Source organism: Streptomyces sp. NPDC088354 (assembly GCF_044753585.1).
Classification (GTDB): Bacteria; Actinomycetota; Actinomycetes; order Streptomycetales; family Streptomycetaceae; genus Actinacidiphila.
This window is the reverse complement of the sequence record NZ_JBIVNJ010000002.1, coordinates 78850-98343: the sequence shown is the minus strand read 5'-3', so window position 1 is coordinate 98343 and position 19494 is coordinate 78850. Positions and strand designations below refer to the sequence as shown.

The window sequence follows — 19494 nt, the reverse complement described above, 5'->3', positions numbered from 1 at the left end:
GGCCGGAGCAGCGGCGGCCCGGCCCCGTCGGCGGCGCCGGTGAAGATCCGTTCCTACTGGCCGAGAGCGTGGCGCCGAAGTCCTGGTCCGCCGCGGCCGACTTCGTCAGCTGAGCGCGCCGGCGTCCGGTTACGTGGGTCGGCCCGGAGTACGCCGAGGCGGACGCCGCGCCCCGGCTGCGGGCGTTCTCGACCGCGCCCGTGGTCGATGGCGTCCCGGCCACGTCCGGCAGCCTGGCCGGGTTCACCGCGCCGCTCGACGTCGTGGACGGCAACTGGGTCGTCCCGCGCGCATCTCCGCCCCCTCGCAGCCCCACGCCCGGCCGGTGTTCGCGTCCACGGAGCCGAGCCGAGGCGAGCCGAGGCGACGGCTACCGGGCGTCCGGGATCAGTGGCACACTCGGTTGCCCGTCGAGTGCCGCTGAGTCGTCGTGCCCGGAGAACGGCGTTCGCAACGGAGGCCCAGCGGCAGTGTCCCCGTTCCCACAGAAGCGGAGTGTCGTGTTCGCGGCCTACGTCACGGTCACCGTTCTCGGCGCGGTCTTCAACGGTGCCGCTGCCGTCACCTACTTGATCGGCCATGAGTACCCCAAGGCCCAGGCGGACATGAAGGGGCTGCCCCGTCCGTGGGTTCCGGTGCTGGGCACGCTGCTCGCACTGGGCGCCGTGGGGCTGGCGGCCGGACTCGCCGTGCCGCTGCTGGGCACCCTCGCCGCATCCGGCCTCGTGCTGTACTTCATCGGCGCGATCGCCGCCCACCTGCGGGTGGGCTCCCGTGACATCGTCGGCGCTGTCGTGTTCCTCGCCACCGCGGCCGCCGCCCTGACCCTGGGCCTGGTCCACCACGGCCCCTGGTAGTCCGTCCCACCCGCGCCGCCTACGGCGTGCCGGGAAGCCGCACCGTGACGAGGAGACCGCCGGCCGGGCGCGGGGCGAGGTGGAGGCTCCCGCCGTGGGCGCGGACGATGCTGCGCACAATGGCCAGCCCGAGGCCGACGCCGGCGTGCTCGCCGGTGCGGACGCGCTGCGTTCCGCGCTGGAAGGGCTCGGTGAGGGTCGGTACGAGTTCCGGAGGGAGGCGGCGGCCGGTGTTCTCGACCCGCAGCACGCTCGCGTCGCCGTGCGCCTCGGTGCGGACCGTCACGCTGCCGCCCTCTGGAAGGTTGTGCACGATGGCGTTCTGGACGAGGTTCGTCACCATCTGCAGCAGGAGCTCCGCGGAGCCGCTGGTCCGGGCGGCCCCGCCGGTGACGTCGAGCGTGATGCGGCGTTGTTCGGCGAGGGGAAGCAGCGTCTCGGCGGCTTCTTCTGCGGTGAGGGAGAGATCGACGCCCTCGCGGGCGAAGGTGCCGCGGTCGCCGCGGCTGAGCAGCAGAAGGGCTTCCGTGAGGTCGATCGCCCGCGTGTTGACCGCGTGCAGGCGTTCGATGAGTTCGCCTCGGTCGCGCGTGGGGTCCTTGCGGGCGACGTCGAGGAGCGTGCGCGAGATCGCCAGCGGGGTGCGCAGTTCGTGGGAGGCGTTCGCCGCGAACCTCCGCTGCTCGGCGACGTGGGACTCGAGTTGTTCCAGCATCGAGTCGAACGCGTCGGACAGTTCACGGAATTCGTCCTGGCGGCCCTTCATGCGGATCCGGTGGGACAGCGACCCGGTCCCGGCCGTCCGTGCCGCATCCGTGATCCGTGTGAGGGGTGCGAGCATCCGGCCGGCGAGGAGCCAGCCTCCGAGCAGGCCGAAGACGAGCAGGAAGGCCATCGCCACGGCCGCGGCGGGGGCGAAGGTGTGCACGAGGAGGTAGCGATTGGGGGAGACCCCGAGCAGGCCCTGCGAGTTGTCGGGTACGTAGCGCAACAGGAACATCCACACCACGGCCAGCAGGAGGGCGCCGGCGACGGCGAGGAACCCGGCGTAGCTCAGCGCGAGTTTCAGCCGGGCACTGATCCCTGGGCGTCTAGGCATGCGCACTGCCGGGACGGGCGGACTCCGAGCCGGTGCCGATCCGGTAGCCGACGCCGGGCACCGTCGCGATGATCCACGGTTCGCCGAGCCGTTTGCGCAGCGCTGAGACGGTGATGCGCACGGCGTTGGTGAGGGGGTCGGCGTTCTCGTCCCAGGCCCGCGCCAGCAGTTCCTCGGCGCTGACGACCCCGCCCTCGGCGGCGACGAGGACTTCCAGCACGGCGAACTGCTTGCGGGTCAGCGCGACGTGGCGTCCGTCGCGGAAGACCTCCCGGCGGAAGGGGTCGAGCCGAAGGCCCGCGATCTCGCGGACCGGGGGCCGGGCGTGCGCGCGTCTGCGGTCGAGCGCCCTCAGCCGCAGGACGAGCTCGCGCAGCTCGAACGGTTTGGTGAGGTAGTCGTCGGCGCCGAGCCCGAACCCGGAGGCCTTGTCGTCGATCCGGTCGGCAGCGGTGAGCATGAGGATCGGGATGCCGCTGCCGGAGGCGACGATGTGCCGGGCGACCTCGTCGCCGGAGGGGCCGGGAATGTCGCGGTCGAGGACCGCGAGGTCGTAGGAGTTGACGCTGAGCAGTTCCAGGGCGGAGTCGCCGTCGCCGGCGATGTCGGCGGCGATCGCCTCCAGCCGCAGGCCGTCACGGACGGCCTCGGCCAGGTAGGGCTCGTCCTCCACGATCAGTACGCGCATGTCCGAAGCCTAAGCAGCACGCGATATCGCCGACGTATGCAACGACGTGGGCAACGACCCGTGCACGCCGGACGTGCGCCTCAGCCGACCGGTTCGGGCACCGGGCGGAGCCCGTCCGACGGCGCTTCCGCCGTCGTGCGCCACCAGCGGCGCGACGCCAGTCCGGCCAATACGGCGCCGGCGGCGTTGACCAGTACGTCGTCCACGGAGGACACCCGGTCCAGCCGCAGGACGTACTGCGCGGTCTCGACCAGGGCCGAGCAGCCCGCCCCGAGCGCCAGGATCCACGGCAGGGACCTCATCGCCCGGAACCGCAGCGGGGCGAAGAACCCCAGCGACGCGAACACCAGCAGATTGCCGGCGATCCCGAGCGCCCCCATCGTGACCAGGTCCCGCAGCGGCACCAGGCTCACCCGTTCGGGGACGGCGCCGGCCCCGCCGCCCGGCATCATGGTCAGCCACAGGAACGGCACCGTCCCGTGGACCATGCCCACCTCGGCCAGCGACGTCCGCCACGCCGAGGTGACCCCGGCGGCACGCCGGCAGCTCGCCAGAGCCCACACCACCAGCAGCGACAACGGCACCGTGACCAGCGTCATGAGCACCACACCGTTGAACGTGTCGAAGCAGCCGTGCCACCGCCCGGCCATGCACATCGGAGCGGACATCATGAGCGGCCGCCGCACGACGAACGCGGCGGTCGCCACGCCGAGGACCGCCAGGCCGAGGAGCACGATCCCGGGTACGCGGCGGGGCGGTGCCGACAAGGATGTGTCATGGTTCATGGCACCCATTGGACCCGGGGGGCGGTTGCGGTGGCGTATGCGGTTTTCGATACGCCCGCGATACACGGACGCCCCGGCCGATGCCCTCCGGCATCTGACGCCCGGTCACGGAACGCCCTTCAGAGGCGAACGGTCATCCCCACGGTCACCTCGTCGCCTGCCGCAAGGCCCTGCGGCACGCGGACCGCGTTCTTGAGGGGCAGGAGGTAACCACCGTCCTTGGGGAAGAGCGAGGTCGTGAAGGTGACCTCACCGATACACGCCTCGACCGGGATCACCCCCCAGCCGTAGGAGGCCATCGCGGCCACCTCGCGGATGTGCGTGCACTCGTCGTCCGGCACGACGGCGAAGAAGTACGGTGACGGCCCGCGCCACTCGATCACACGGCCGGCGAAGAGGAGTTCCACGACTCAGTCCCGTTCCTGCGGAGGGCCAGATCGCCCCAGGTTACTTCCGGACCGCACACCGAAGGGGCGCCGCCGGGGAGACCGCGAAGCCCGCCGGCCCTAGAGCTCTGGCAGACGGACGGTGAGCCCGTACAACCGGGTGATCTGCTTCTCGCTCTGGTTGTCGTCCGTCACCATGAGCAGCTTCAGACGGCCGTCCTGGGTGCGGCCGGTGACGGTCATTCCCTCGATGTTGCCCAGCAGCGGGTTGGCCTGCGGCTGCGGGTTGGTGGCGCCCAGCGAGGGACAGTTCACCATGTCGACCAGCAGGGTCCGGCTCATGAGCCGGACACCGTCCTGGCGCGTCAGGTTCTCGACGCCGCCCACGTCGCCGGCACCGCGGGGGTCGGCGAGACAGAGCCGGATGATGTTGCCGACGCGCCGGTCGAATCCCCGCTCCACCACCAGGAGCCTGCCGTCGCCCGTCGCGCTGATGTCCGATATGGCCAGACCCGCGTCGCACTCGTAGCCGTACTGCGCGCCGATCCGGAACTCCTCGTCGAGTCCGGCGCGCTCCCAGGTCTGGAAGCGCACGAGGCGGCGGTCGTCCCCCCGCAACGAGCCTTCCATCGAGGCCACCAGAGTGAGACCGCCGGGCAGCAGCGCGAGACCTTCGAACGTCTCGTTGACCCTGGCGCGACCCGCCGGAGCGACCCTGAGGCTGTCGGGCGCCGGCAGCATGCGGACGAACGTCCCCTGCCGCGTGTAGCGCCGGATGTCCGACCGCTCGGAGGCGACCAGGAGCGAGCCGTCGTGGTCGAAGACCAGGGCCTCGAAGTCCGCTTCCTGCCCGTGCTCGTCCAGCAGCCTCATGACACCCACGGGCTCGTGCGTCGCGGCGTCCAGGGTGAAGAGCGTCGAGCGGTCCGAAAGGGCGGCGATGCGCCCATCGGGGTCGAGTGCCAGGGCCGACAGGTTCCCGACGAACACCCCTTGGAAGTACGTCTTGTCGAGGGTGTCCGAGAACCAGTCCACCACCACCTGGGCCGAGGTGGCGTTCGACCCCGCGACATCGGTAACAGTGTCCACACTCAACCCTTCGTACACGACCGACAAACGCCCGGGGTAGATCTACCAGATCCGCCTCGCGGGCCTGGCATCGGCCCCGGCGCCAACCCGCCTGCAGGCCCTGGCCCAGGGCCACTTGAAGCGCAGCGTCGGGGCTTCGCGCCGAGCGCTGAGGGCTGCTCGGGAGTTCGGCGGCCTACAGTTCCTTCCTCAGCCGTTCCCAGATGTGGCGGTCCAGGCAGTCGTGGGGGCCATGCGGGAGAGCTCGGAGCCGTCGTGCCCGAAGGCCACGATGAGGGGACGCCTTGGCCGGGCGGAGTACGGCGACGTGCGGGCGACGATCAGTCTGCGCTGTGCAGGAGCTTCGATCCGGCGGTCGCCGACGAGGACATGGCTGACCTCTGGTCCCACATGGACTTTGACGCAGCTGATCCACGGGCCGATGGGGAGGGAGTCCAGGCGGCGGGTGCGGCTGAGCGCGCCGGAGCCGTCACGGACCTCGATCACGTCCACGTCGGCGGGTTCGTCCAGGGGGCCGATGCCGCCGCCCACGTGCTGCCACCGCTCGCCGTGCCACTCCAGGACCGCGGTGCGCTCGCGTGCCCGGCGGGTCTCAGGACGCCACACGATCCAGACCACCCCGGCTCCGGCAGACGAGTCGACATCGACCGACACCACGGTCAGCACCGTTGTCGCACCCGCCGGCGGCTGCGGCTCGGCCCCTTCCAGCGCGCGCCGCACCACGCCCGGCAGCAGGACGTCCACGTACCGGCCCACCCACAGGTCCTGTCCCCACGGCCGGATACGCCCGCGGTACCCGGTCCACCAGGGCCCGGTGCCGCTCCCGCGTCAGCGCCGGGAGCGGCGTGCGGGCCGGCCGTCGCGCGGGAGGGGCAGCCGCCATCCGTACTGCAGGGCCAGGGCGACGCAGCGGGCGTCACGCCGGTTGTATCCGGTGGACTGCCGTATGTGGTCGACGGCGTCGTTCCAGCGGCGGGCGTGGATGAGACCGCGAGCGGTTTCCTGGACAGGGGAGGGCACGGGCAGCCGCAGCGCCCGCACGATGTCCGGGTCCCAGCCCTGCCTGCGTGCCGTCCACGCGTGCCAGATCGCTGCGATCGACCAGGTCATGGCGGTCCCCCGGGTGGTCTCATCGACGGATCAGGTGTGGTGATCATACGGAGATCGTGTGATGGACCTCGGGGCGGGTCGCCCTCGCGACGGGGGAGGACCTGTCCGAAGCGGCGTGCAGTGACCCTTCCGTGAAGCGGTCGGCCTCAGTGCGTCGCGCGCACGGGGCGGGAGGGCGCTGCCGGCCGTCGGCTCGGACCCGCGGCGGACGACGGCCGCCGCTCACCGGATCACGTCGAGGAGCGAGCGATCTGCTCCCGGGAGAGCCGTATCGGTTCCCCCGTGGAGTCGTCGAACCGGCGCCTGACCAGCACGCTGAAACCGAGCTTGCGCAGCGCCGTCTCGGCGGCGTTCGTGTTGCCCGGTTCCCGGCCGCCCAGGGCGTTGCGCACGAGGGTGAGCGCGGGGAGATTCCTCCCGCCGACCGCCACCAGTACGTCGTACTTCTGATCCTCCGGCGTGTCCAACGCGGCGACCGAGACGTCTGCGAGGGTGAGCACGGCCTCCCCGCCGTCCTTCAACCCGACCCGGGTCTCCGTGGTCGTGGCCCTGTGCTCGGGTGCCATGTCGCGTCCCCTCCCGGATCCTGCCGGCCCGTCCACCGCCGACAGTCCCGCAGGCTACACGCCCCCTGTGACACGTCATCCGGGGCCGAACCTCCGCGACCGGCGTTGTCAGTGATCGGAAGTAGGTTCAGTCGCGTCCCGCCGATCCGGCGTGGATTCCCCCTCGGTGCACAGGAGATGGGCGTTGTCAGATCGGGAGAGGTCGAGCACGGCACGGGTGACGGCACCCGCGCGGCCGCGCAAGCTCGCCAAGGTTCCGTTCGTCGAGCTGGCCGACGGGCGCTTGCAGGGCGTGGTGTCCAGCGGCTCGGACGTCGAGCGGGTGTACGTCTCGTCGGTCAGGGCCGGGACCTATGCGTACGCCTGCAGTACCAACAACAACCGGCCCTGCGGGGGAGCGCGGGGAGGGTTCTGCAATCACATCCGGGCCCTGATCGGCGAGGCGGTCCTGCAATACGGCGCCGACCGTGTCGCCCGCTACCTGCGGGTCGAGCCGACGGCGGGGGAGCCGAGCGCGCAGACCATCACCGACGACATGAGCGGCACGCGCCCGGCCCAGGGGGACACCCAGGCGGCCGCGCTCGTCTTCAGCCGGTTCCTGCGCCACCTGGCCTACCTCGAACTCGCCCCCACCACTGTGCCGTTGCCGGAGATGCAGTGGTTCCCGCCGACCAGGGCGGTGGCGTGATGCGTGCCGACCTGCTCCGCGAGACCGTCGCCGGGCTCGAAGAGGCCCTGGCGGCCGTCGACGCATTCGACCAGGTCCTCGGCGGCGGCCTGCTCCGCCCCCAGCCCGCCCAGGCCGCCGGCCTGACGGAACTGGCCGACGCCGTCGCGGGAACACCGCTGGCCGCCAGGGTCGCCGAGGCGGCCGAGAAGGCGGCAGGCGGAGTCGCGGGCGACGACCACTTCGTCGCTCTCGCCGCGGCACGCACCGCGCTGCTGGGCTCCGTCCACGACGCGCTGACGGCCCGCGCCGCGGAGGCGACCGGGCGGTCCCGCGGCGAGGAGCCGGTTCCGGCCGCGGTCGGAGGGCAGCAGGCGGCGAACCTGCTCGCCGCCGCCCGCTCCTGGCTGTGCGACCTGGCGCGCTCGGGGTGGCGGGGCATCGACCACGACGTGGTCTCCGGGGCGGCCCAAGTGGTCTCGGCGATGCTCCCGGACCCGGCCCTGCGCCGCCTCGCGACGCTGCTCGACGGGTTCTCCGCCGAGCTCGCCGCCTCCTGCCCCGGCGCGGCCCTGGACCGCGTCCCGGTCCGCCGTTGGGCCGACCTGTGGTCGCGCGGGATATTGCTGACCGTGCCGGGGGCGGCCGACGCACCCGCGACCGGGACGGCCACCGGACGCCTCCTGCCCCTCGGCGTCGACCTGCACGAACACGACACCGCCGTACAGGCCCAGGTCCACGCGGTGTTCGAGCCGGCGGACGGTACCGCCGCCCGCCTGGTGCGAGCGAGCGTGTCGGTGCCGAAACCCGACACGGTCGTCGGGGCCGGCATCTGGCAGCTGCTCCGTCCCCACATGTCGCTGCTCGCCGCCGTCGGCGAAGGCCGGTCGATGGACCTCGCCGGCATGCCGGTCACGGCCGGGGGCGACCTGCTCTGGAGCGACCGGCACGCGAACCCCGGCGAGCCCGCCGACGCCTTCGCCACGGCCCGGGTCGCCCTGCCCACCGCCGTCGACACGGCGACCGCACCCCTGGACCGCCATCCGGCGCGCATCGCCGTACCCGTGTTCCTGGAGGGCTACGCCGCCCGGCAGGACGACGACATGGTGGTGTTCACCGTCGCGGGGCAGCCTCTCGCCGTCGACACCGACCGCATTCCGGCCGCCGGACCCCTCACCCCCGAGGCCGTCGCCGCGTCGGGCGCGTGCATCGGGCTGCTCCGCTGGGACGCCGGGACGTATCGCGTGCAGCCTCTCGCCGTGGAGGCGACCGTACGGAACAAAGCGGTCGCGCTCCACGCCGGAGGGTGGGCCGGGGGTACGGCCGACAAGGCGGGCGCCAAGGCCGAGAAGGCGGCCACCGACGCCGTGGCCGTACTGCGGGAACGCGCCGGAAGGCTGCTGCGGAAATGACCGAGCACACCACCGGGGGGTCCACCACGGACGAGGCCGCGCGGCACCTCGACGACGCCGCCCACGACAACCGCCGCCAGGTCCTGTACTGGCGACTCCTGGCCCGGCTCTTCGACCAGGAGGAGCAGGCCGCGCTGGAGTCGGCGAGCCTCGCCGTCGTCGAGGACATCGGCCTGCCGTCCGCGCTCCTGGACCCGCAGGCCTCCGTCGACGCGGTCGTGCAGCGCCACCCTGAACTGGCCGCCGAGTTCGACGGTCTGATGTCGCCCGAGACCGCCCCGGTCATCGACGTCCTCGCCGACGCGGACGCGGACGCCGACGGCCGCGACCGTGCCGCCGAGGTGCGGCGCGCGGCGCTGGTGTCCAAGGTGCTGCTCAACGTCTTCGCCACCGGCTCCGGCACGGTCACCGCCGGACAGCTGGCGCGGTGGCAGGCCGACGCCGGCTGGCTGGAGCGGGCGCTCGGCTGCCGCCCCGGCGAGCTGCGCGGCGGCCGCGGAGGCACGGGCACGCAGACCGATCCGGGCCGGCTGATCCCGGCGATCGGCCCGGAACTCGGCGCGATCGAGGCCGACCTCGTCAAGCGGATGCAACTGCGCGAGGTGCTGGCCGACCCCCGGCTCGCCGCCCGGCTCACTCCGAGCATGTCGCTCATCGAGCAGTTGCTGCGCGACAAGAACAACCTCTCCGGCGTGGCCCTGGCCAACGCCAAGGCCCTGATCCGCCGCTTCGTCGACGAGGTCGCGGAAGTGCTGCGCACGCAGGTGGAGAAGGCCACGGTCGGCGCCGTCGACCGCTCGGTTCCGCCCAAGCGGGTGTTCCGCAACCTCGACCTCGACCGCACGATCTGGAAGAACCTCACCAACTGGAGCCCGGAGGAGGAACGGCTGTACGTCGACCGCCTCTACTACCGACACACGGCGCGGAAGACCACGCCCCAGCGGCTGATCGTCGTGGTGGACCAGTCCGGCTCGATGGTCGACTCCATGGTCAACTGCACCATTCTGGCGTCGATCTTCGCCGGGCTGCCGAAGGTGGACGTCCACCTGATCGCGTACGACACCCGCGCCCTCGATCTCACCCCCTGGGTCGGCGACCCGTTCGAGGTGCTGCTGCGGACCAGCCTCGGGGGCGGCAACGACGGCCCGGTCGCGATGGCGATGGCCCTACCGAAGATCGTCGAACCGCGGAACACCGTGATGGTGTGGATCTCGGACTTCTACGAGTTCAGCCGTTCCCAGCCGTTGTTCGAGGGCATCGAGGCGGTCCACCGCGCCGGAGTGAGGTTCATCCCGGTCGGGTCGGTCACCAGTTCCGGCCGCCAGGAGGTCAACCCGTGGTTCCGGGAGCGCTTCAAGGCCCTGGGCACGCCGGTGGTCTCCGGCCACATCCGCAAGCTCGTCCATGAACTCAAGACGTTCCTCGCCTAGAAAGGCTCCTCTCTCCTCATGTCCGACCTGTTGCGCGCCCCCGCCGAGACCAAGTACGCCGAGGAACTGGACTGGCTGGAGTCCGTCGACGACGGCCCCAAGCCGTTCTCGTGGCGCCTGTCGCCCAAGATGGTCCGTCTGTTCATCCTGGGCTCGGAGCGTTCCGACGGCCTGGACCGCGAGATCGCGCAGAAGTGGTTCGGTGACCGCAGCTTCGTCGAGCGCTCCATCGTCACGCTCGCCTCCGACCGCGGCCTGCTGCTCATCGGCGACCCCGGCACCGGCAAGAGCTGGCTGGCCGAGCTGCTGTCCGCCGCGATCTGCCGGAACTCCACCCTGGTCGTCCAGGGGACCGCCGGAACCACCGAGGACCACATCAAGTACTCGTGGAACGTGTCCATGGTCATCGCCAAGGGCCAGTCGCGGGAGTCGATGATCCCCTCCCCGATCATGACGGCGATGGAGACCGGCGCGATCGGCCGGTTCGAGGAACTCACCCGCTCCACCAGTGACGTCCAGGACGCGCTGATCTCGATTCTCTCCGAGAAGTACATCTCGGTCCCCGAACTGGACAGCGACAACATCGTCTTCGCCAAGCCCGGATTCTCCGTCATCGCCACCGCCAACAGCCGTGACCGGGGCGTCAACGACCTGTCCTCCGCGCTCAAGCGCCGCTTCAACTTCGTCCGCATCCCCGTGGTGACGAACAAGAAGAGCGAGGCGGAGATCGTCCGCTTCCGCACCGAGGAACTGCTGCGCCGCCACCGGATCGAGCTGGACGTGCCGCCGACGCTGCTCGACGTGCTGCTGCAGAGCTTCGCCGACCTGCGCGCCTCGGCCGCCGCGGCCGGCAGCGACGACGAGAAGCTGGAGTCCGCGCTGTCCACCGCGGAGCAGATCGGCGTGCTCGAGGACTCGATCCTGCACAGCAACTTCTTCGGCGAGCGCGCCCTGACCGCCCGCACCCTCGCCTCCTCGCTCGTCGGGTCGCTCGCCCGGCGCGCACCCGAGGACCTGGCCATCCTCAACAAGTACCTGCACGGTGTCGTCGAGCCGCGCAGCAGGGAAGAGGGCGGTTCCTGGCCGGAGTTCCTGGAGGGCGGCCGCGACGCGATCGCCACCCTGTCATGACCGGCACGCACGAGGGCACCTTCGAAGCGCTGCGCAGCCAGTTGCAGGAGGCCGCCGCGACCTTCGCCGACGGGCCCGACACCCTGGAGGGCATCCTCCTGGGCATCGTCGACGACGTCGACCGCGCGGTGCGCGAGCCGCTGGAGATCTTCCCCGTCTGCCATCACTCGCCCGCCTCGGCGATCGCGATGGCGCGCCGCCTGCGGGAGAAGCAGCCGAGGGTCGTGTACCTGGAGCTGTGCGAGGACATGGCGCCGCTGCTGACCGAACTGCGCAACTGCAGGCTCCCGGTGGCGGTCCAGGCGTTCGCCACGGAGGTCGACGGCTTCCCGGCCGACTGGGCTCCGCTGTCGGTGGTCGCGCCGATCACCGAGGCGTCGGCCGAGTACCAGGCCATCGCCTACGCCCTGGACACCCCGGGCGTGGAGCTGGTGCTCGTCGACCGCTCCTCCGACCACGTCTTCCAGTGGGACGCACCGGCGGAGCAGTCCGACGCGCCCGGTGACCCGGACGCGCCGCCCGCCGAGGAGGAGGCCGCGCTGCACGGCGACGCGGTCGGTGTGGAGATCGGCGACCTGCGGCCGCGCTTCGCCGAACTGGAGGAGCACCTGTTGCGCCGCGGCCGGGTGCGGCACTGGTCGGAGTGGTGGCACCAGTACGTGGAGCTGCCGCTCGGCGACAGTGACCACGACACCTATCGGCAGGTCATGCTCCTGATAGGAAGCCTCTTCCGGCGGCTGGCCCCCGGCGACCCCCGGCGGGTACGCGTGGACGAGGACCGGGAGCGCCACATGTGGACCAGGATGCGCGAGCACCTGGCCGCGACCGGCACCGACCCGGCGGACTGCCTCTATGTCTGCGGAGCCTTCCACGCGGCGAGCCGGGTCGAGGAGTTCGGTGTGGACGGCGCCGACACCTTCGAGATCGGCCCGCGCAGCGCCACCAAGTGGCTGCACGGCCTGATCCCGTCCAGCCACGCGGCGATCGAGGCGCAGTTCGGCCTCGCGGCGGGCTCGGTGTCGATCGCCGCGACGCAGTGGACGAAGAACCTCAAGCGGACGCGCGTCACGCCGTACCGTCTGACGGGACAGGAGGGCGCGAAGAAGTCCGCGACCGCCAAGACCCCACCCCCCGTACCGCAGGCACCGGCCGCCGACCAGCTGACCGGCTTCCTCCAGCGCCCGCCGGTCCTGGACCGGCTGGACGAGGCCGAACTGCTCGGCTGGTCGGTGGAGATCGTGCGCGCGGCCCGACGGAACGGCTACCTGGCCTCCACCGCCGACGCGATCGCCGTGTTCGAGACGTCGATCCTGCTGGCCGGGATGCGCGACCGTGCCAGGCCCACGCCGTACGACTTCCAGGACGCGGCGGTCACCTGCATCGAGAAGGACTCCGTGCCCGGCCGGCGCGACGTGCGCCGGCTCGTGGAGATCATGATGGGCGGCGACCGGATCGGCCAGGTCGGCTACGACGCGCTGCCGCCTTTGGCCCGGGACGTGCACGACCGGCTCGCGCCCCTGAACCTGAGGCTCCAGCAGCGCGGTGTGCAGCGGGCACTGCTCGACATCGCCGGGCGGCCGGAACTGGCGCAGTGCTCCGACGTGCTGTGGATGCTGCGCCACCTCCTGCCGCCGGGCACCGCGCGGCCGATCATGGGCGAGCGCACGCTCGGCGAGCGGCCGATCCAGGAGTCCTGGGACCTGGCCCTGGGCACCCACCAGCGTGCGCTCATCGAGCTCGGCTACGAGGGCGTCAGTATCGAGCAGGTCCTGGAGCAGCGCCTGCGCCGCACCGCGTACGGCCCGCAGGCCACCGCGGCGACCGTCCTGGAAGCCGTCGAGGACGCGACGCTGTACCTGCGCAGCCGCCGCATCGCCGACGAACTGGGCAACCACGCGCTGGACGTGCTGTCGTCCGAACGCGGTGTCGACGGCGCGCCCGAAGTGCTGCGCCGGGTACGACGGCTGCTCTCGTACTACCGCACCAGCGAGCCGGTGCTGCCACCGTGGATCGAGTCCTTCACCAAGACCGGATACGCCCACTACTGCACCCTGCTGCCGACGGCGTTCACCGACGAGGACGCCACGGTCGGCCAGGTGGCGGCGATGCTCGGTTTCCTGTTCGGCATGGAGAGCCTGGCGCTGTCGCTCGGCTGCGACCGGACGCAACTCGAGCTGGCGGTCGCCCAGTCGCATCCGCGGGATCCGTCGAAGACGGCCCTGCTGTGGGCGGCCCAGGTACAGCTGGGAGACCTCTCCCGCGCGGACCTTCGGGCCCGGTGCGACGAACTGCTGGGCAACCCCTTGGTGGTGCCCGCCTACCCGCGCTACCTCGGCGGCTTCCTCCACAGTCTGGAGCCCGTTCCCAGCCTCGCCGGCTTCGTCGTGGAGGCGGTGTCCAACGCGTTCGGACGCCTTCCGGACCCGGTGCTGCTGCCGTGGCTGCCCGTCCTGATCGCCCACCTGCGAGCGAGCGGCGCCGAGGCGGCCCCGCTGCTGATCCGCGAGGCCGGACGGACCTTCCCGGGCCGGCTGGAAGCGCTGGACGCGTGGGTGCCGCCGTGGCGCGCGCAGCCCGAGCCGGAGGCCGTGCACGGGGCGCTGCCCGCGAGCGGCACCCGGGCCGGCTCGCTGCTCGCCGCCCACCCCGCCACGTGCGACGCGGTGGCGGACCTCCTCGGCTGCGACGGGACGTGGCTGACGGCGGATCCCGGCTCGCCGGGCGCGGTGCTGGTCGCACGGCATCCCGAAACGGCCGAGGCCCTGGGGGCGCTGCTGGGCGGCGCCTGAGTGCGGCGGGAAGAGGGCCCGCGGCGAGTGACTGCTATTATCGAAGTCGTGCGGCCGTGCCTCCGGCCGCGTGACGCCTACGCCCCGCCCGCGCATCCGGGCGGGAGAAACCGAAAGGACCGCCTCGGTGCCCCTCGCGGAAGAACTGCTGGGCCATGCCGCCGCGGCGGGACTCGGCGCCTGCCTGGAAAGGGCCAACGGGCCGCGGGGCGCGGACGCGGTGCGCGCCGCCGCGGCGCGACTCGACGGACTGGCGCTGCGCGAACGCAGCGACCTGCTGCGCGACGCCCTGCTGGTGGATCTGCCCGGTGGTTACCCTCCCGTGGAGGCGGTCGTCCGCGCCGCGCTCCGGGACCCGGAATTCACCGGATGGATGATCTGGCCCGTCACGGAAGCCGTTGTCTCCCGCGCCCTGGAGGCAGTGGAGCCAGACGCCTTCGAGTCCGCCCTGGCACTGCTCGCCGACCTCACTCCCCGGTTGACGGCCGAATTCGCGATCCGGCGGGTGCTCGTCGCGGACCTCGACCGCGCTCTCGCGGTCGTGGAGCCATGGGTGCGCCACCCGGACGAGCACGTCCGGCGTCTTGCCACGGAAGGGACCCGTCCCAGGCTGCCCTGGGCGATCCGCGTCCCGGAGATCCTCGGCCGGCCCCAGGCGACCCTGCGCATCCTGGACGCCCTCTACCGCGACCCCTCCGCATACGTCCGGCGCTCGGTCGCCAACCACGTCAACGACATCAGCCACGCCGACCCCGACCTCGCCGTCGACGTGGTCACGCGCTGGGCGGCCGCCCCCGACGAGCACACCCCCCGCTTGATCCGGCACGCCCTGCGCACCGCGGTCAAGAAGGGCCACCCGGGCGCCCTGGCCCTGCTGGGATTCGAACCCGCCACCGATGTCGCCCTCACCGGCCCCGAACTGGCCGCGGGGCGGGTGACGGTCGGTGAGGAGCTGACCTTCACCTTCCACCTGGAGAACACGGGCGGGGCCCCGGCCAGGTTGGCGATCGACTACGTCATCCACTACCAGAAGGCCAACGGGCGTACCGCGCCCAAGGTGTTCAAGCTGACGACCAGGACCCTGGAGGCGGGGGAGCGGCTGTCCATCAGCCGTCGGCACTCCTTCAAACGGATCAGCACCCGTGTCCTCCACCCCGGAAGTCATGTGCTGGAACTGCAGATCAACGGTGTGGCCCAGGGGAAGGCCGGGTTCGATCTGGTGGTCCCCGCGTGAGGAAAGGGCAGAGGGGAGCGCTCCGCACGGCGTGATCACGCCGCCGGCCCGTGTCCTCCATTCGGTTGAGCGGCCCGGCGACGTGGCCGGGTGGGCCGACATCGAGGGCGGCGATCGGTGAGTGTAGGGCGATGAGAATCCTCCGCCAGGCCGCCGCGGTCACCCTGTTGATCACCGTCTGCGCGTGCGCCGCGAGCACCACGCGTACCGAGCCGACAACGTCCGGGACCACGGTGTCCGAGGACGTCCTCGCGGAGGCGGTGGCCGACGGTGACGTCCCGTCGTACCTCGGCCCCGCGCATCGCGATGCCTACCTCCGGGCCATCGGCGACATCGATCCCGCGCTGGACGCGGGAGGTATGGACCCGGCCGTCTGGGCGGGCCGGGACATCTGCGTCCTCCTCGCGGCGGACGTCGCCCACGACACCGTGATCGCCCGGACCGCCGATCGTTTCAGCAACTCGGGCCACGAGGTGGCCACGACGGAGGCACGGCGGATCGTCCGCGCGGCGCAGAAGTTCATCTGCCCCGACCTGCACTGACCGGCGGGCGCTACCCGACCGGGTCCGCGGTGGAAGCGGCGGTCCTGGCCCGGGCGACGGCGCGGCCGCGCTCGGTCTCCGGGAAGCGGACGAGCATGGCCGTGAGTTCGTCGCTGTCGACGTTGGCGCCGAACGGCTCGGTGCCCGGTTCGAGGCGGACGCCCCGGGCGAGCGGGCCGGCGACGACGGGGTCGAAGCCGAGCGCGTCGACGAGGCCGGCGACCTCGGCCAGGTCGCCGGGGCTGTCGCCCGCGATGGCGATGGCCTTGCGCCCGGGTGCACCGGTGGCGCGGGCCCCGTCCTCCAGGTCGTGGTACCCCATGTGGTTGAAGGCCTTCACCACGCGCGACCCGGGCAGGAACGCCTGGACGGTCTCGCTCGACGAGGTGCGGGGGTCCGTCAGGTCGTCGCGTATGCCGTCGACCTCCCACCAGTAGTTCATCGCGTCGATCACGAGCTTGCCCCGCAGCGCCTCGACCGGAATGCTGCGGTACTTGCCCAGCGGCAGCGCGAGGATCGTGACATCGGAGCGGGCCGCGGCCTCGGCGGCGGTGACCGCGACGGCGCCCGGGGTGAGGACCTCCACCGTCAGCGCGATGGCCGACGGGTCGCCCGAGCCCGCGATCAGCACCCGGTGACCGGCGGCCAGGGCCAGCCGGCCCAGCACGGTCCCGACCTTCCCCGCGCCCAGGATGCCGATCGTGCGCACGCCCTCGGTGTTCATGACGTCTCCGTTCTCTGCGGTGCGTGCGGGCCTCAGCCCGCGAGGATGTCGCGGACCATGGGGATCACCTTCGTGCCGTAGAGCTCCACCGCACGCATGCGGGCTCCGGCAGGCTGCGGGCCCACGGTGTAGATGAGGTCGAACCGGCCGACCCCGAGGTCGCCGACGGCCCCGGCGATCTTACGGGCCACGGTCTCGGGCGACCCGACATACATGGACCCGTGCTCGACCTCGGCGTCGAACTCCTCGCGGCGGACCGGGGGCCAGCCGCGCAGCTTGCCGATGCGGTCGCGCATCACCTTGTAGCCGGGCCAGAACCCCTCCCGTGCCTCCTCGTCGGTGTCCGCGACGAAGCCGGGGGAATGCATCCCCACCGGGTGGGCGGTCGTGCCGAACTGCTCCGCCGCGCGCCGGTACAGGTCGATGTAGGGCGCGAAGCGTGTGGGGGAGCCGCCGATGATGGCGAGCATCAGCGGGAAGCCGTAGCGCGCGGTGCGGACGACCGACTGGGGCGAGCCGCCGACGCCGACCCAGGTGCTCAGCCGGCCCGACTCGGTCTTGGGGAAGACGTCCGCGTCCTTCAGCGGTGCCCGCGTCGTTCCGCTCCAGGTCACCGGCTTCTCGTCCAGGAGCTTCGCGAAGAGCTCGATCTTCTCCTCGAACAGCACGTCGTAGTCGCTGAGGTCGTATCCGAACAGCGGGAAGGACTCGGTGAAGGACCCGCGGCCGAGGATCACCTCGGCCCGGCCGCCGGAGAGCGCGTCCACCGTCGCGAAGCGCTGGAAGACCCGGACGGGGTCGTCGGAGCTGAGGACGGTCACGCCGGAGGCGAGCTTGATCCGCTCGGTGCGCGTGGCGATGCCGGCGAGCACCGTCTCCGGGGTCGACACCGAGTACTCGGGGCGGTGGTGCTCGCCGAGCGCGATGGCGTCGACGCCGAGCTGGTCCGCCGCGACCGCCTCGTCGAGGACCTGCCGGATGGAGGCGGCGTGGGAGACGGGGGCACCGGTGTCGTCCACCGGTACGTCGCCGAACGTGTCGAGGCCGAACACGATGTCAGACATCAGCGGATTCCTTCGTGAGCAGTTCGCGTACCAGGGGGGCCACTTCGCGGCCCAGGAGCTCGATCGTGCGGGCGCGGGCCCGGCGGGGCAGGTGGAGGATGTCGTACTTCAGGTCGAAGCGGCTCAGGTGGAGGTCACGGGCCGTCCGGGCGATCTTTCGGGCCACGGTCCCGGGTGAGCCGACGTACAGCGCGCCGTCGCGGATCTCCGCCTCGTAGCGCTCCCGCGTGGGCTTGTAGAACCCGCGTTCCTCCGCCAGTGCGGTCACGACCGGCTCCCAGTACCGCCACCAGGTGTCGGCCGCCTCCTCGTCGGTGTCCGCGACCAGGCCCAGCGAGTGCTGGCCGATGGGCAGGGCGGGGTGCCCGAACTGCGTCAGTGCCCGCTGGTAGAGGTCCACGTGGCCGGCGAAGCGCTGCGGGCGGCCCCCGATGATGGCCAGCATCAGCGGCAGGCCGTACCGGGCGGCGCGGATCGTGGAGTTGGGGCTGCCGCCCACGCCGATCCAGGTGGGGATGCCGCCGCCGCGCATCCGGGGCAGCAGGCGCTGGTCGGCCAGCGGTGACCGGACGGTGCCGGACCAGGTCACGCTCTCCTCCCGCTGCAGGCGCATGAACAGGTCCAGGTTCTCGTCGAAGAGCCTGTCGTAGTCGGCGACGTCGTGGCCGAACAGGGCGAAGGACTCGGTGACCGAGGCCCGCCCGAGGACCAGTTGGGCCCTGCCGTCCGAGACGGCGTCCAGGGTGGAGAACGCGTGGTAGAGCCGCACCGGGTCGTTGGTGCTGAGCACGGTCACCGAGGTGCCGAGCCTGATGCGCTCGGTGGCGGTGGCCATCGCGGACAGCAGCACGGGGGTGGCGGTGTCGACATGTCCTGGGCGGTAGTGCTCGCCGACGCTGAAGACGTCGAGTCCCGCCGCCTCGGCCAGGGTGGCCTCCTCGACGAGCAGCCGGACGGTCTCGGCGTCGCTGAGCACGCGACCGCCGTCCGTGGCTACCTCCCCGAACGAGTTCAGACCCAGTTCGAACGCAGGGGCCGTCATGGTCCTCTCCTCCCCGCCCCCGCAACGATCGCGCGCTCGGCGGCCAAGTGATTGACGTGTCAAGCATGCATCGATATGATTGACATGTCAAACAGAGGGGTCGGTCATGGAACGGCGGCACGGGCGTTTGCCCACCACTGAGGAACTGCGGATCTGGCGCGACTTCGTGGAGACGACCGAGCGGCTCCGCTCGGAGCTGGCATCACGTCTCCAGGGCGATTCCGGACTGTCCCCCGGGGACTACTCGGTGCTCCTGGCGCTGCAGGAGGCGGAGGGGCACCGCCTGCGCTCCTCGGAGCTCGCGGCGGCCGTCGGCTGGGAACGCAGCCGGCTGTCGCACCACCTCGGACGGATGGAACGCCGCGGGCTGGTCCGGCGCGTGGAGTGCGTCACCGACAACCGGGGTGCGGAGGTGCTGCTCACCGACGAGGGCGCCCAGGGATTCCGGCGGGCCACGCTGCCGCACCTCAGGGCCGTACGGGAACTGTTCGTCGACGCCCTCACGGTGGAGCAGTTGACCGTCGCGGGTGAGATCGCCGCGGCCCTGCGTGCCCGGCTGGACCCCGGCGCCTCCTGAGCCGGGCGGGGCGTGCCCGGGTGCGGTGGCCGCAGCGGTGATCATTTTGCCGTTGGGCCGCGCATTCAGGTGATTTCGGCGCACCTGCAGATTTTCGGTTACTTGGTATCTGTCTCCGTGAAGACGGTAAGAGCCGGCGGCGGCCGGTGGACCTCACGGCCGATGTGGTCGTCCTCGGGGCCGGGCCGGCCGGGCTCGTGCTCGGCAACATCCTCGTGGACCGGGGGATCGACTGCGTCGTTCTGGAGCGGGCCGAGCGCACGCACGTGCAGGCGCGCGCACGCGCCGGTTCCTGGCCGTCA

The 19494-nt window shown here is 71.9% G+C and carries 20 protein-coding genes and 1 pseudogene; 10 read left to right on the top strand and 11 right to left on the bottom strand.

The window, feature by feature from the left end; translation table 11 throughout:
* Window positions 1-500: 500 nt before the first annotated feature.
* Window positions 501-857: a DoxX family protein gene (locus tag ACIP98_RS03785; RefSeq protein WP_319662495.1), complete on the top strand. Its 357-nt coding sequence runs from the start codon at window positions 501-503 to the stop codon at window positions 855-857.
* 19 nt (window positions 858-876) lie between these two features.
* On the opposite strand, the gene ACIP98_RS03780 is transcribed toward ACIP98_RS03785, so the two are convergent.
* The 8 genes from ACIP98_RS03780 to ACIP98_RS03745 all read right to left on the bottom strand — a co-directional run bounded on the left by ACIP98_RS03780 (window position 877) and on the right by ACIP98_RS03745 (window position 6580).
* Window positions 877-1956 carry a HAMP domain-containing sensor histidine kinase gene (locus ACIP98_RS03780; RefSeq protein WP_319662459.1) on the bottom strand — a complete coding sequence of 360 codons (1080 nt, stop codon included), beginning with the start codon at window positions 1954-1956 and terminating at the stop codon, window positions 877-879.
* Window positions 1949-2644, bottom strand: a complete 696-nt coding sequence (locus ACIP98_RS03775) for a response regulator transcription factor (protein ID WP_319662458.1) — start codon at window positions 2642-2644, stop codon at window positions 1949-1951. The genes ACIP98_RS03780 and ACIP98_RS03775 overlap by 8 nt, the downstream gene beginning before the upstream one ends.
* Window positions 2645-2724: 80 nt before the next feature.
* The gene (locus ACIP98_RS03770) at window positions 2725-3429 is read right to left on the bottom strand and encodes a VanZ family protein (RefSeq protein WP_401973557.1); all 705 of its coding nucleotides are present in this window, start codon (window positions 3427-3429) and stop codon (window positions 2725-2727) included.
* A gap of 119 nt (window positions 3430-3548) precedes the next feature.
* Window positions 3549-3836 carry a DUF1905 domain-containing protein gene (locus ACIP98_RS03765; protein ID WP_401973555.1) on the bottom strand — a complete coding sequence of 96 codons (288 nt, stop codon included), beginning with the start codon at window positions 3834-3836 and terminating at the stop codon, window positions 3549-3551.
* Window positions 3837-3935: 99 nt separating this feature from the next.
* A complete protein-coding gene (locus ACIP98_RS03760) occupies window positions 3936-4904 on the bottom strand; it encodes an esterase-like activity of phytase family protein (protein WP_401973553.1) in 969 nt (322 codons plus the stop codon).
* Window positions 4905-5093: 189 nt separating this feature from the next.
* On the bottom strand, window positions 5094-5660 hold the full coding sequence (locus tag ACIP98_RS03755; protein WP_401973552.1) for a hypothetical protein: 567 nt from the start codon (window positions 5658-5660) through the stop codon (window positions 5094-5096).
* A gap of 72 nt (window positions 5661-5732) precedes the next feature.
* Window positions 5733-6014 (bottom strand): hypothetical protein, encoded by a 282-nt coding sequence (locus ACIP98_RS03750; RefSeq protein WP_401973551.1) that lies wholly within the window; start codon window positions 6012-6014, stop codon window positions 5733-5735.
* Between the two features lie 230 nt (window positions 6015-6244).
* Window positions 6245-6580 (bottom strand): hypothetical protein, encoded by a 336-nt coding sequence (locus ACIP98_RS03745; RefSeq protein ID WP_401973549.1) that lies wholly within the window; start codon window positions 6578-6580, stop codon window positions 6245-6247.
* Between the two features lie 184 nt (window positions 6581-6764).
* Between ACIP98_RS03745 and ACIP98_RS03740 the strand changes: the two genes are divergently transcribed.
* The 7 genes from ACIP98_RS03740 (at window position 6765) to ACIP98_RS03710 (ending at window position 15785) form a co-directional block, all read left to right on the top strand.
* Entirely contained in the window at window positions 6765-7268 is a 504-nt protein-coding gene (locus ACIP98_RS03740; protein WP_401973547.1) for a hypothetical protein, read from the top strand.
* Window positions 7238-8659 carry a hypothetical protein gene (locus ACIP98_RS03735; protein ID WP_401973546.1) on the top strand — a complete coding sequence of 474 codons (1422 nt, stop codon included), beginning with the start codon at window positions 7238-7240 and terminating at the stop codon, window positions 8657-8659. The genes ACIP98_RS03740 and ACIP98_RS03735 overlap by 31 nt, the downstream gene beginning before the upstream one ends.
* Window positions 8656-10089, top strand: a complete 1434-nt coding sequence (locus ACIP98_RS03730) for a VWA domain-containing protein (protein ID WP_401973545.1) — start codon at window positions 8656-8658, stop codon at window positions 10087-10089. Before ACIP98_RS03735 ends, ACIP98_RS03730 begins: the two co-directional genes overlap by 4 nt.
* Window positions 10090-10107: 18 nt before the next feature.
* Entirely contained in the window at window positions 10108-11220 is a 1113-nt protein-coding gene (locus ACIP98_RS03725; protein ID WP_401973543.1) for an AAA family ATPase, read from the top strand.
* A complete protein-coding gene (locus ACIP98_RS03720) occupies window positions 11217-14009 on the top strand; it encodes a DUF5682 family protein (protein WP_401973542.1) in 2793 nt (930 codons plus the stop codon). Before ACIP98_RS03725 ends, ACIP98_RS03720 begins: the two co-directional genes overlap by 4 nt.
* Before the next feature lie 127 nt (window positions 14010-14136).
* A complete protein-coding gene (locus tag ACIP98_RS03715) occupies window positions 14137-15243 on the top strand; it encodes a DNA alkylation repair protein (protein ID WP_401973540.1) in 1107 nt (368 codons plus the stop codon).
* A 131-nt stretch (window positions 15244-15374) separates the two neighbouring features.
* Window positions 15375-15785, top strand: a complete 411-nt coding sequence (locus ACIP98_RS03710; protein ID WP_319662444.1) for a DUF732 domain-containing protein — start codon at window positions 15375-15377, stop codon at window positions 15783-15785.
* Between the two features lie 10 nt (window positions 15786-15795).
* On the opposite strand, the gene ACIP98_RS03705 is transcribed toward ACIP98_RS03710, so the two are convergent.
* Genes ACIP98_RS03705 through ACIP98_RS03695 form a run of 3 tightly spaced genes read right to left on the bottom strand, consistent with a single transcriptional unit; the run spans window position 15796 to window position 18615 of the window.
* Entirely contained in the window at window positions 15796-16509 is a 714-nt protein-coding gene (locus ACIP98_RS03705; RefSeq protein WP_401973538.1) for an NADPH-dependent F420 reductase, read from the bottom strand.
* Between the two features lie 32 nt (window positions 16510-16541).
* Entirely contained in the window at window positions 16542-17573 is a 1032-nt protein-coding gene (locus ACIP98_RS03700) for an LLM class flavin-dependent oxidoreductase (protein WP_319662442.1), read from the bottom strand.
* Window positions 17566-18615: an LLM class flavin-dependent oxidoreductase gene (locus ACIP98_RS03695; RefSeq protein WP_319662441.1), complete on the bottom strand. Its 1050-nt coding sequence runs from the start codon at window positions 18613-18615 to the stop codon at window positions 17566-17568. The genes ACIP98_RS03700 and ACIP98_RS03695 overlap by 8 nt, the downstream gene beginning before the upstream one ends.
* 106 nt (window positions 18616-18721) lie before the next feature.
* On the opposite strand from ACIP98_RS03695, the gene ACIP98_RS03690 reads away from it, so the two are divergent.
* Window positions 18722-19192: a MarR family transcriptional regulator gene (locus ACIP98_RS03690; RefSeq protein WP_319662440.1), complete on the top strand. Its 471-nt coding sequence runs from the start codon at window positions 18722-18724 to the stop codon at window positions 19190-19192.
* A 146-nt stretch (window positions 19193-19338) separates the two neighbouring features.
* Window positions 19339-19416: pseudogene (locus ACIP98_RS03685) on the top strand (hypothetical protein); the annotation flags it as partial.
* Between the last annotated feature and the right edge of the window lie 78 nt (window positions 19417-19494).